Source organism: Actinoalloteichus hymeniacidonis, assembly GCF_014203365.1.
GTDB classification, from domain to species: Bacteria; Actinomycetota; Actinomycetes; order Mycobacteriales; family Pseudonocardiaceae; genus Actinoalloteichus_A; species Actinoalloteichus_A hymeniacidonis.
Genome location: NZ_JACHIS010000001.1, coordinates 4,022,220 through 4,034,797, shown reverse-complemented (window position 1 = coordinate 4,034,797; position 12,578 = coordinate 4,022,220). Strand labels below are relative to the sequence as shown.

Sequence of the window (12,578 nt, the reverse complement as noted above, 5' to 3'; positions counted from 1 at the left end):
CAATCCGACGTGGCGGTGACGTTCGAGCTGAATGCGACAAGAAGGAGAATCGGTGCGAAGAAAGCGTTTACCGGCGTGGGTGGCTGAGCGCCGGTCGGCCAGATCGGGCGCGGTAGGGCTGGCGATCGCAATGTCGAGTGCACTGGTCGTGAGCGGCGTTGGACCTGCCCTCGCACAGACCGGTGACGACTCGCCGAGCACGGCCCCCGGCCGGGTGGACGCCGACGTCGTCGCGGCGCTGGCGGATCAGGGCTCCACCGATGTCTGGGTCGTCTTCGACGAACAGCCGGATCTGACTGCCGCTGCGGCGATCGACGACTGGGCCGATCGCGGCGCCGCCGTCGTCGACGCCCTGCGGGATCAGGCGCAACGCAGTCAGGCCGAGATCGTCGAGCTGCTCGAGGAGCGGCATGACGACTTCACTCCCTATTGGATCTCCAATCGGGTGCTCGTCCGCGACGCCTCGACATCGTTGACGAACGCGATGGCAGTGCTGCAGGGCGTCGACGAGGTCACCCTGACCGGCCACCTGGACCTGCCTGATCAGACGTTCGAGACCGCTGAACAGGCCGGCCGCGATGACGTGGAATGGGGTTTGTCGTCGATCAAGGCCGACGAGGCCTGGTCGGAGTACGACGTTCTCGGCGAGGACATCGTCGTCGGCAGCGTCGACTCCGGTGTCCAGTACGACCACCCGGCGCTGGTCGAGGCCTATCGCGGGAACCTGGGCGACGGCGGCTTCGACCACGACTACAACTGGTTCGACCCCACCGGCGACTGCGACGGGATCTCGGTGGAGCCCTGTGACCGATCCGGGCACGGCACCCACGTCACCGGCACCATGGTCGGCGACGACGGCCCCGGTAATCGGATCGGTGTGGCACCCGGGGCCCGATGGATCGCGGCCCGAGGCTGCGAGGGCGGTGGTTGCTCCGACGCATCGTTGCTGGCCGCCGGGCAGTTCATGCTCGCGCCGACGAACACGGCGGGTGAGAACCCGCGACCGGACCTGCGTCCGCACATCGTGAACAACTCCTGGGGCATGGCCAACGGCTCGGCGATCAACCCCTGGTACGACCATATCGTCAGCGCCTGGACCGCCTCGGGGATCTTCGCCGTGTTCTCCAACGGCAACTACGGTCCCGGTTGCGACTCGGCGGGCTCGCCCGGCGACTCCGTGCACTCCTACAGCGTCGGGTCCTATGGCGCGGACAATCAGATCGCCGCGAGCTCCAGTCGAGGCCCCGGCGCGAACGGCGACATCCGACCGCACATCGCCGCGCCCGGCGTGAACGTGCGCTCGGCGCGGCCCGGTGATGCCTACGGCCTGTCCAGCGGCACGTCGATGGCCGCACCGCATGTCTCCGGCTCGGTGGCGCTGCTGTGGTCGGCGGTGCCGAACCTGGTCGGCGACATCACGGGCACCAGGGCACTACTCGACGGCAGCGCGATCGACGTCGACGACACCAGCTGCGGCGGTACGGCCGAGGACAACAACGTGTGGGGCGAGGGCAGACTCGATGTCCTCGCGCTCATCGCGGCGGCTCCGCGCGGCGAGACCGGCGTGCTCGCGGGAGCGGTGGTCGATGATTCGGGAGCGCCGGTGGCCGGCGCCGAGATCACCGTTGCCGGGCCGCAGCAGCGGGAGATCGGTGCGGGCGACGATGGCACCTTCTCGGTGTTGCTGGTGGTGGGCGACTACACCGTGGCCGCCTCGGCTTTCGGCTTCTACCCGACCGAGGTCGAGACGTCGGTGGCGAGCGGAGAGTCCACCACCGTCGAACTCGCGCTCGGCGCGATTCCCACCCACTCGGTGACCGGCCGGGTCGTCGACTCGGCGGGAGCCGGGTTGCCCGGCGCCACGGTGACCATCGGCGACGGCGTCCTGCCGTCCGTATCCACCGACGCCCACGGCGACTATCGCGTCGAGGCCGTGCCCGAGGGGACCTACCGGGTGACCGCGACGGCCGACGGTTGTCTCGGGCCGCTCGATCGGGAGTTGTCTGTCGAGGGCGGCGCTGCACGCCTGGACCTCGAGCTGCCCGATGTCACCGACGAGTATGGGCACACCTGTCGGGTCGGCTCCGAGGAGTTCCTGTCCGGCAACACGGATCTGGGCCTGACCGGGGACGACGGGGTCACCACGATCGACCTTCCCTTCCCCGTGGGCTTCTACGGACAGACCTATCAGCAGGCGCATGTCTCCGCCAACGGCTACCTGTCGTTCGACGCGTCGACGTCGGTCTACGACAACACCGCGATCCCGGATCCCGATCACCCCAACGCGGCGGTCTATCCGTTCTGGGATGACCTGACCCCGACCGACGGCGGCCGGGTGTACACCGGATTGCACGGCGAGGCGGGCGACCGCGTTCTCGTCATCGAGTGGCGTGGCCTGCGGATGATCGAAAGCGACCAACTGGTCACCGTTTCGGTCGGATTCCACGAGGACGGTGATCTCGTCTTCGGCTACGGCGAGGTGCCCGCCGACTCGGAACGAGCACAGGGCTCCTCGGCGACGATCGGCTTGGAGAACGCCGATGGCACGGACGCCCTCTTGTTCTCCTACGACACGCCGGTGCTGTCCTCGGGCCGGTCGATTCGGTTCACCTCACCGGTGGGTGCGGACGGAACTCGACTGCGAACGAGCTGAGCCACCGGCTCTGGCCAGGGCGGTGAGACCGCTCTATCCGGCCTGACAGCCCGGAACGGGTGGCCGAGAGCGGGGGCGATACCTGCGACAGGTATCGCCCCCTGCCTGCCTACCCGCGCTGACCACCCTGTCGCGACGGAGGCGAAGCAAGCACTGCCCGCATCCTGGCCGACCGCTCGTCCTCCGAACCCGGCCGAGCCTCGCCGTGCGGTTCCACGAGTCCGACGGTGTCGTCTTCTCTCACACGGATCCGCCCGCCGACGTCCCCATCGCGCGCAGGCTCCTCCGCAACGGTCGGCCTCGAGAAGGCCGATGGGACGAATGCCGTGCAGTATTCCCACGATTCCCGGTGCTGTCCTCGGGAACGTGGATCCGAGGGGAGCGTGCCATCGACCGGTCGGCGGGCGCCGACGCTGCTCTCTGCCTCGGACCGAGATCGGGGATAGTCTGGCCTGGCGGAACACGTCAGGGCATCTGCGCTGCGGCGTGGTCGCCATGGCGGCGAGGTCGAACACGGGCTCGGCCCGCCGCTGCGTCGCCGGTTTCGCGGCATCATCCCGTTATCTCCTCTCGTCGCAGTGAGACGTGCGCGTCGGTGGCTGGACCGAAGCAGTTCTCGTTTACCGAAGGGATCGCTTGATGGAGCTCGGATTTCACCTCCCCGTCTTCGATATCGATGGCGGCCCCACCGCCATCGCCGGGGAACTGGCCAGGGCGGGTACCTCGGCGGAGGCCTCCGGCGCGAGCTGGCTCTCCTTCATGGACCACTTCTTCCAGATCGAGGGGACCGGGCTGCCCACCGAGGCCAACATGCTGGAGGGCTACACGACCCTCGGTTTCCTGGCCGCGCACACGTCCACCGTCGATCTCGGCCTGCTCGTCACCGGGGTGACGTATCGACACCCCGGCCTGCTCGCCAAGATCGTCACCACGCTCGACGTGCTCTCGGGCGGCCGTGCCACCCTGGGCATCGGCGCAGCCTGGTTCGAACGGGAACACCACGGGCTCGGCGTGCCGTTCCCTCCGGTGGCCGAACGGTTCGAACGGCTGGAGGAAACGCTGCGCATCTGCGGACAGATGTGGGATCCGGCGAACAACGGACCCTTCGATGGCAAGCACTATCGACTTGCCGAGACGCTCTGTTCGCCGCAGCCGATCAACCGACCGAAGGTGCTCATCGGCGGTGGTGGCGAGCGCAAGACGCTACGGCTGGTCGCGCAGTACGGCGACGCCTGCAACCTCTTCGCCAGCTCGGTCGAGGAGGTCGAACACAAGCTTGCGGTGCTGCGGCGGCATTGTGACGACCTCGGGCGCGACTACACGACCATCCAGAAGACCATCCTCGCCGGTGGACTGCAGCCGGATCCGGGCACCCACGACGAATTCGTCCGGCAGATGGCGGGATACGCCGGACTGGGTGTCCATCGAGTCATCGTCATGCCCACCGGCGGTCTGCCTGCCGCCTGGATCGACGGGGTCGCCCCCATCGTGCCCAAGCTCGCCGAGCTCGGCTAGCTCAGATCTGAGCCCGTCCGGTGCGGGTGCGGCGGGTGAACCCTGGAACGGGCCCGCCGCACCCGGACAGTCTGCGCCTACGCAGTCTCGAAAGCGCGTCACTTTCTGCATTCTCAGTTGTCTAACCGGACAACAGCATGCGAAGAATCGCCTCGAACTCCTCGGCGCTGGGTGGCTCGTCGTAGAGCAGTGCATGAAGCAGTAGCCCATCGAAGGCGGCGACCAACCCCGCGACCCGCACCGGATCGTCGGTGTGCCGTCTGCCGAGTTCGGCGACTGCCTCCAACCACCGATGTGTGGGGGGACGCAGAGCGGAGTCACGAGCTGCGAGTAGGAACAGCTCGTACTCCGCAAGCAGGTGCGCGCGATCGCCGACGGCCCAAGCCATCAGCTCGGCGACCGCGCGAAGGCCGGTCACTCCATCGCGGCCATGGGTGACGACCTGTCGCAACCGTGTGGAGTCCGCATCCATCACGCTGCTCAACGCGGCGGTGAGGAGATCATCGATGCTGCGGAAGTAATAGGCGGCAGCTGTCGCGGGTTGGCCCGCCTCCTTGGACACGGTCCGATGACTGACGCCCGCCACGCCATGGGTGGCCACTACGCGCACCGTGGCGTCGATCAATTCCCGCCTGCGACGCTCGCCCTTGGCCAGGCGGCCGTCTGTCTTCGGCTCGTTCAGTGTGATTCTCCCGGTATGGGTGAGTGTGGGCGTCGAAGATATCCGGTGGTCTCGGTCAGCGAACTCGATCCTGCGATGCAGGCGAGACCTCGTGACCGTCCGGGGTTTCTCTGCTGCTGAATTCGGGGGATGTCTCTTCCGCCGAAAGGGTTGCCGGATCCTCATCCTCCGAGGCACGCGTCGCCGAGGTGAGCAGCCGGTATCCGACCAGCGCTGTTGCCGCTGCCGTGGTGCCGGCGACCACGGCCACTGCGAACCCGCCGCTGGGACCGTGCGCGTCGACAACCCGGCCCGCCGATGCGGCTCCCAGTGCGACTCCGATGTTCAGCCCGGTGATGGCCCACGTCATGGCTTCGGTGAGTCGGGAAGCCGGGACTATGCGCTCGACCAGGCCCATGACGACGATCATGGTCGGTGCGAAGAAGACACCCGCGAAGAACACCGCTGCGGCAAGGCTGGGGATTCCGTCGACCCAGAGCAACAACGGCAACGTGGTGAGCGCTGTGCCTACAGTGCCCGTGATCAGCAGTCGGGGCGCCGGGATCGGAAGAGTTCGGGCGCCGAACCACAATCCGGCCAGCGCGGAGCCCACGGCGTAGACGGACAGCACCAAGCCTGCCGAGGAGGCATCGCCCTGTGCCTCGGCGAAGGCAACGCTCACCACATCGACAGTGCCGACGATCACGCCGCCCGCGACGAGGGTACCCACCAGGATCAAGACCGCGGGCGAGCCGATAACCGACCGGCCGGTACCTCCGGTCGACGAGGTGAGCGGTGGTTCGGTCGCACGTTGGGCGAGGAAACATACCGTGCCTGCGGCCAGCAGGACCGCAGCGGTCAGCGGACCAGCCTCCGGGAACAGCATGGTGCTGAGTGCCACCGAGAGCGCTGGACCGATGACGAAGGACAGCTCGTCGACCACCGACTCGAAGGAGAAAGCGGTGTGCAGCCTCGATGACGTCGGATACAGCGCTTGCCATCTGGCCCGGACCAGCGCCCCCATGTTGGGCATGCAACCGGCCAGTACCGCGAAGACGAAATTCGTCCAGACCGGCGCATCGGCTCGTACACACAACAGGAGAGCGCCGATCGAGATCACGCTGGTTGCTGCTGCGGGCATTGCCACGCGCGCCTGGCCGTGTCGATCCACCAACCGGGATACCTGGGGGCTGATCAACGCCACCGCCAGCGTGAATGTTGCCGAGACCGCCCCCGCGAGCGCGAAGTCGCCGTGCACCCGGGACAGCATCGTGATGATGCCGATGCCGGTCATCGAGAGCGGAATCCTGGCGAGGAATCCTGCGATGGAGAAACCGACCGCGCCGGGAGCGGAGAAGAGCCGCACATAGGAGTTAGCCATGACGGGCACCGGTCCGGTGGACGCGGGGGAATGGACGCAACACGGTGGGACCTCCTAGCTCAGGGAAAAACCTGAACGATCGTAACAAATGTAGCGATCGTTCAGATTGTTGCCAGAATGTCGGGATTGGGCCTTCGCCGATCGGCCGGCTGGTTGACACTGCTGGCCCGAACCCGTTGATCCGACGATGGGGTTTTCGCCGTGGGCTGCCCGGCTCGGCGTCGTTGGGGCTCAGGTCGACCATTGCTCTTGCCGAGGCGGCGGGGAATCCGGCTCTGCGCTCGCCAGCTGTCGATCTTGGCTGGCGCCGAGGCAGCCCCGGGCGCCCGTCCGAAAGAGGCAGCCCCGGCCGTCGCGATCACGCTCGGTGTCGGTGATCCGCCTGCTGTCGCGAGGCTTCCTTCCGGGCGGCAAAGCGGAAATTCTTGCAGTCGGACTCGATCACCTTCGGTGTTGGCTCGAATACTGATCAGTGAGATCGCGCGGCGATATTTACTCCAGGTGACATGTCTGTCACTAATGAGCCATCCCGGTGCTCCATTTGGCGCAAAGTAACCCGATCGGCCTCTTGTATGTGATTAACCGTCTCTGCTGGTCTGAAAGCGCTTCACCAGCAACCACGGACGAAGGAGAACCACATGGCGATCACCCGGCCTCGCCTGCGGACGTTATTGGGTGCCTCACTGGCAGCAGTGTCGCTCAGCGTCACCGGATTCGGTGTCGCCTCGGCCGCAGACGAAACCGCTGGCGACCCCGTCGAGACGCGGGTCATCGGTGGCGAACGGGCGTCCATCGACGACTACCCGTTCACGGTCTACCTCGCCACGCCGACTGGCTTCCAGTTCTGTGGCGGTGCATTGGTCGCACCCGACAAGGTCGCCACCGCGGCACACTGCGTCGAGGGCTCGTCGGCCTCCGACGTGGATGTCGTCGCCGGTCGGGAGGACAAGCAGGGCACCGACGGCGACGTCGTCGGCGTGACCGACATCTGGGTGCACCCGGACTACGTCACGGTGACCTCGGGCGAGGACGTCGCGGTGCTGACGCTGGAGACCGACCTCCCCTACGAGACCATCGATCTCGCTCCGTCGGCCGACGATGCCCTGTACACCGAGGGCAACGAGGCCACCATCCTCGGCTGGGGCACCACGGAGACCGGATCGACCTCGCGTTACCTGCTGGAAGCCGTGGCGCCGCTGACCAGTGACGCCACCTGCTCCGACGCCTACGGCAACTCGTTCGGCAGCGACTCGATGATCTGTGCGGGCTACCCGGAGGGCGGCATCGACGCCTGTCAGGGTGACTCGGGCGGGCCGCTGGTCGTGGACGGCGTCCTGGTCGGTCTGACCTCGTGGGGTCAGGGCTGCGCCGAGGCGGGCTACCCCGGTGTCTACACGCGGGTCGGCGCCTACACCGCCGACATCCAGGCGCAGATCAACTCCTGATCGATGATGTGATTCACCTTCGCTTCGGCGGCGGGCAGGCCCTCCTCCTGCCCGCCGCCGTTGTTCTCTCTCACACAGCAGACGGTGGCGGACCCGCGCGGCGACCGAGCGCCGAATGCCGCCCTACCCACTCGACCATCGGTCTTTCCACGCCCCCCGGTCGCTGGCTCTAGTCCGGTTGGACAATCGATCGCGCGAATACGTTCATCTCCGCTAGGCACTGTCAGCGAGGCACACCGTGAAAGAGTTCCAAGTCGTTCCCATCGATCGAGCGCCGCCTCCGGCGATCTTCCTGGTGACCGGTATTCCGGGTAGCGGCAAGTCGACCGTGGCGCGTGCGCTGGCGGAGCGATTCGCGCTCGGAGCCTATATCGAGGTCGACAAGCTTCAGGAGTGCATTGTCTCGGGCGGTCGATGGCCGGGCCCGGAACCGGAGGAGGAACCGGACCGACAGCTGTTCCTGCGTGCACGCAATGCGGCGTTGCTGTCCGACAGCTTCGCCAGTGCCGGGGTGGTGCCCGTGATCGACGACGTGGTGGTGTTGAAGCCGCACCTGGACTTCTACCGGAAGTCGGTGCGCACCCGGAACCCGACGTTGGTGGTGCTCGCTCCGGACCCCGAGGTGGCCAACGCGCGCAATCGATCGCGAGAGAAGGTCCTCGTCGACGACTGGTCGTTCCTGGATGCGGCGATGCGGTCGCAGATCGCCGGGGAGGGCCTGTGGATCGACAACGCCTCGCAGACCGTGGAGCAGACGGTGGCGGAGATCCTGGACCGGTGCGGGATCGCAGCACAGTGAGCAGACCCGGCCCGATCCGACAGGCGTGGACTTCGCACCGGGCGACCCCGGCGCACTGAGAATCGAGCCGGGTGAAGCCGCGAGCGCGTTCGGCGCGGTGGTATCGCCAGAAAGGCCACCACAGCGGAGTCGCCGCCGTGGTGGCCCTTCTGCTCTCCAGCCCGAATCCGCTTCGAGCCGCTACCGGGTCAGTCCCAGTCCAGCGCTCCGCCGGTCTGGTACTCGTTCACCCTGGTCTCGAAGAAGTTCTTCTCCTTCTTGAGATCGATCATCTCCGACATCCACGGGAACGGGTTCTCCGCCGCCGGGAACACCGGCTCCAGTCCGAGCTGACCGCAGCGCCGGTTGGTGATGAAGTGCATGTACTGCTCGCACAACTCGGCGTTGATGCCCAGCACGCCCCGGGGCATGGTGTCGTGCCCGTAGGCGACCTCCAGCTCACAGGCCTCGACGAGCATCCGCCGGATCTCGGCCTGGAACTCGTCGGTCCACAGTCGGGGGTTCTCGATCTTGATCTGGTTGATCGCGTCGATGCCGAAGTTCAGGTGGATCGACTCGTCTCGCAGGATGTACTGGTACTGCTCGGCGATGCCGACCATCTTGTGCCTGCGCCCGAGCGAGAGGATCTGCGCGAACCCGGTGTAGAACCACATGCCCTCGAAGATCACGTAGAACGCCACCAGGTCCCGCAGGAACGCCTGGTCGGATTCGAAGGTGCCGGTGCGGAACTCCGGATTCTCCAGGTTGCGGGTGTACTCCAGTGCCCAGGCCGCCTTGGCGGTGATCGAGGGCACCTCCCGGTACATGTTGAACAGCTCGCCCTCGTCGAGGCCGAGGCTCTCGCAGATGTACTGGAAGGTGTGGGTGTGCACCGCCTCCTCGAACGCCTGCCGCAGGAGGTACTGCCTGCACTCGGGGTTGGTGAGCTGCCGGTACACCGCCAGCACGATGTTGTTGGCCACCAGGGATTCCGAGGTCGCGAAGAAGCCGAGGTTGCGCTTGATCATGCGCCGCTCGTCGTCGGTGAGGCCGTCGGTCGACTTCCACAGCGCGATGTCGGCCTGCATGGAGATCTCGGTGGGCATCCAGTGGTTGTTGCAGCCCGCCAGGTACTTCTCCCACGCCCACCGATACTTCAGCGGGAGCAGCTGGTTGACGTCGGCCCTGGCGTTGATCATGGCCTTGTCGTCGACGTCGACCCGACCGCCCTGCCGGTCGATCTCACCGAGTCCGCTGCCCTCTGCGACCGAGGGCCGCTCCGTCTCGACTCCGGTCATCGGGTTGCTCCGTTCTGCTCGTTCATCGGCGCGCAGGCCGCTGTCGTCGTGATCACTGGCATGCCTCGCACTCCGGGTCCTCGATCGAGCAGGCCGCGCCGGTGAGTTCGAGGGGGACGTCGCTTACGGGCACCTCGGCGGCGGGCACCGTCGCGCTCGGCACCGGGGCCGAGGTCGCAACGCTCGCCTGAACCGCGTTGAGCCTGCCGTCGGTGCCCTGCAAGGTCGACTTCTCCACGTGAGTGGCGCTCTGCGCCCGCAGGTAGTAGGTGGTCTTCAGGCCCGAACGCCACGCCAGACGGTAGAGCGTGTCGAGCTTGCGGCCGCTGGGCTCTGCGAGGTAGAGGTTCAGCGATTGCGCCTGGTCCAGCCACTTCTGCCGCCGCGACGCGGCCAGGACCAGCCACTTCGGGTCGATCTCGAAGGCCGTGGCGTAGAGCGAGCGCAGATCTGCGGGCACCCGTTCGATCGCGCCGAGCCTGCCGTCGTGACGCTTGAGATCGGTGACCATCTGCTCGTCCCAGAGGTCACGCTCCTTCAACGCCGCCACCAGGTGCGGGTTGACCACCGTGAAGTCGCCGGACATGTTCGACTTGACGAACAGGTTCTGATACTGCGGCTCGATGGACTGGCCGACCCCGCAGATGTTGGCGATGGTCGCGGTCGGCGCGATGGCCATCACGTTGGAGTTGCGCATCCCGACCGTGCGGACCCGCTCGCGTAGGGCGTCCCAGTCCATCGTGGAGGTCGTGTCCATGACCAGGTCACCGCTCGCGCGCTGCTCGGCGAGCAACGCGATCGAGTCGATCGGCAGCACACCCCGGCTCCACAGCGAACCCGCGAAGGTCTCGTAGCTGCCGCGCTGGGCCGCCAGCTCGCTGGACGCGGCGATCGCGTGGTAGCTGATCTCCTCCATGCTGCGGTCGGCGAAGGCCACCGCCTCCTCGGAGGCGACCGGCAGTCCGAGCCGGAACAGGGCGTCCTGGAAGCCCATCATGCCCAGCCCGACCGGGCGGTGCCGCAGGTTGGAGCGACGGGCCTCCGGGATCGTGTAGAAGTTGACGTCCACCACGTTGTCCAGCATCCGGACGGCGGTGGTGACGGTGGTGCGCAGCCGATCCCGGTCCAGCTCGAGCTCGCCGTTCGGGCCCCGGTGCAGGTGGGCGGCGAGGTTGACCGAGCCGAGGTTGCAAACCGCGACCTCGTCGGCGGAGGTGTTCAGGGTGATCTCGGTGCACAGGTTGGACGAGTGCACCACCCCGATGTGCTGCTGTGGGGACCGCAGGTTGCACGGGTCCTTGAAGGTGATCCACGGGTGCCCGGTCTCGAACAGCATCGTCAGCATCCGACGCCACAGCTCGACGGCCCGGACCCGGCGGAAGACCTTGATCTCGCCCCGGTCGGCGGCCGCCTCGTAGGACCGGTAGGCCGTTGCGAAGTCCTGGCCGTAGCGATCGTGCAGGTCCGGCACCTCGTCGGGGGAGAACAGCGTCCACTGCTCGTCGGCCTCGACACGACGCAGGAACTCGTCGGGGACCCAGTTCGCCGTGTTCATATCGTGGGTGCGTCGCCGGTCGTCACCGGTGTTCTTGCGCAGGTCGAGGAACTCCTCGACGTCGACGTGCCAGGTCTCCAGGTAGGCGCACACCGCGCCGAGTCGCTTGCCGCCCTGGTTGACCGCCACCGCGGTGTCGTTGGCGATCTTCAAGAAGGGAACCACGCCCTGCGAGGAGCCGTTGGTGCCCTTGATGTGGGCGCCCAGGCCGCGCACCGGCGTCCAGTCGTTGCCGAGCCCGCCCGCGTACTTCGACAGCATCGCGTTGTTGCGGATCCCGTGGAAGATCCCGCTCAGGTCGTCCTCGACGGTGGTGAGGAAGCACGAGGAGAGCTGGGGCCGGGTGGTTCCGGAGTTGAACAGGGTCGGCGTGGAGCACATGAACGAGAAGGTGGACAGCAGCTCGTAGAACTCGATCGCCCGTCCCTCCCGGTCGTCCTCGCGCAGCGCCAGGCCCATCGCCACCCGCATGAAGAACATCTGCGGCAGCTCGAATCGGACATCGTCGCTGTGCTGGAGGTACCGGTCGTAGAGCGTCTGCAGCCCGAGGAACTGGAAGTCTCGGTCCCGGTGTGGGCGCAGCGCCGCGCCGATCCGGTCGAGGTCGAACTCGGCCAGTGCCGGGTCGAGCAGTTCCAGGGCGACACCACGGTGGACGAAGGCCTCGAACGCGGCCGGGTAACCCGCCACGATGTCCTCGGAGTCGGCGGCGGGAACGGGCTGGTCGAGGAAGGTCAGCGCTTCGGCCCGCAGTCGTTCCAGCAGCAGCCGTGCGGCGACCTGGGAGTAGTGCGGCTCGATCTCCACCATGCTGCGGGCGGACATGATCTGCGCGAGCGCGAGCTCGTCGGCGCCGATCCCGTCGTAGAGATTGCGCAGCGTCTCATCGAAGACCGTCTGTGCGCTGACTCCGGCCAGACCCGCACAGGCCTGTGCCACGGTCGCTGCGAGCCTGCCGACGTCCAAGGGGCTCGAGGTGCCGTCCGTACCGCGCACCGCGATGTCGCGGGCCACGGCGGCGCGCACATCGATGGTGGGCACACCGGGATGCTCGCCGGGCGGCATCGGCTCGGTGGGGTCCGCCGACGCCTCGGTGCCGGGCAGGAAAAGGGCGGCGGTCTCGGCGATCGCGCGGCGATCGTCCGAGACGGTTCGGGCGGGTCGGAGTGACTCGACGGTCACGGTGGTCTCCTCGTAGCCGGCATGGCATCGGCCCGGTGAGGAAGGAGCGCGCGGCAGCGCCCGGCCCACGGCATGGCGGGGCAGGCACTGTCCACTCGGCCCACCCTCGA

The 12,578-nt window shown here is 67.3% G+C and carries 8 protein-coding genes; 4 read left to right on the top strand and 4 right to left on the bottom strand.

Features of this window, described 5'->3' with window-relative positions; translation table 11 throughout:
- Positions 1–148: 148 nt before the first annotated feature.
- Positions 149–2,653: a S8 family serine peptidase gene (locus tag BKA25_RS16615; RefSeq protein ID WP_157421030.1), complete on the top strand. Its 2,505-nt coding sequence runs from the start codon at positions 149–151 to the stop codon at positions 2,651–2,653.
- 639 nt (positions 2,654–3,292) lie between these two features.
- Complete coding sequence (locus BKA25_RS16610; RefSeq protein ID WP_069848501.1) at positions 3,293–4,168, top strand: LLM class F420-dependent oxidoreductase; 876 nt, start codon at positions 3,293–3,295, stop codon at positions 4,166–4,168.
- A 121-nt stretch (positions 4,169–4,289) separates the two neighbouring features.
- Here the strand turns inward: BKA25_RS16610 and BKA25_RS16605 are convergent, their stop codons facing one another.
- Together BKA25_RS16605 and BKA25_RS16600 are read right to left on the bottom strand one after the other, a co-directional pair.
- A complete protein-coding gene (locus BKA25_RS16605; RefSeq protein ID WP_236750661.1) occupies positions 4,290–4,769 on the bottom strand; it encodes a TetR/AcrR family transcriptional regulator in 480 nt (159 codons plus the stop codon).
- A gap of 136 nt (positions 4,770–4,905) precedes the next feature.
- Positions 4,906–6,210 (bottom strand): MFS transporter, encoded by a 1,305-nt coding sequence (locus BKA25_RS16600; RefSeq protein WP_069848503.1) that lies wholly within the window; start codon positions 6,208–6,210, stop codon positions 4,906–4,908.
- Positions 6,211–6,848: 638 nt separating this feature from the next.
- Here BKA25_RS16600 and BKA25_RS16595 point away from each other — a divergent pair.
- Positions 6,849–7,655 (top strand): S1 family peptidase, encoded by an 807-nt coding sequence (locus BKA25_RS16595; protein ID WP_069848505.1) that lies wholly within the window; start codon positions 6,849–6,851, stop codon positions 7,653–7,655.
- A 238-nt stretch (positions 7,656–7,893) separates the two neighbouring features.
- On the top strand, positions 7,894–8,454 hold the full coding sequence (locus tag BKA25_RS16590) for an ATP-binding protein (RefSeq protein ID WP_069848506.1): 561 nt from the start codon (positions 7,894–7,896) through the stop codon (positions 8,452–8,454).
- A 188-nt stretch (positions 8,455–8,642) separates the two neighbouring features.
- Here BKA25_RS16590 and BKA25_RS16585 read toward each other — a convergent pair whose 3' ends face one another.
- Together BKA25_RS16585 and BKA25_RS16580 are read right to left on the bottom strand one after the other, a co-directional pair.
- On the bottom strand, positions 8,643–9,731 hold the full coding sequence (locus BKA25_RS16585) for a ribonucleotide-diphosphate reductase subunit beta (protein ID WP_069848508.1): 1,089 nt from the start codon (positions 9,729–9,731) through the stop codon (positions 8,643–8,645).
- Positions 9,732–9,783: 52 nt separating this feature from the next.
- Positions 9,784–12,468, bottom strand: coding sequence for a ribonucleoside-diphosphate reductase subunit alpha (locus BKA25_RS16580; protein ID WP_236750663.1), 2,685 nt, complete (start codon positions 12,466–12,468; stop codon positions 9,784–9,786).
- Positions 12,469–12,578 lie beyond the last annotated feature (110 nt).

Excerpts from the sequence above, each read along its gene's own strand:
- BKA25_RS16610 (WP_069848501.1), top strand. The coding sequence starts at position 3,293 with ATGGAGCTCGGATTTCACCTCCCCGTCTTCGATATCGATGGCGGCCCC.
- BKA25_RS16600 (WP_069848503.1), bottom strand. The coding sequence starts at position 6,210 with ATGGCTAACTCCTATGTGCGGCTCTTCTCCGCTCCCGGCGCGGTCGGT.
- BKA25_RS16595 (WP_069848505.1), top strand. The coding sequence starts at position 6,849 with ATGGCGATCACCCGGCCTCGCCTGCGGACGTTATTGGGTGCCTCACTG.
- BKA25_RS16585 (WP_069848508.1), bottom strand. The coding sequence starts at position 9,731 with ATGACCGGAGTCGAGACGGAGCGGCCCTCGGTCGCAGAGGGCAGCGGA.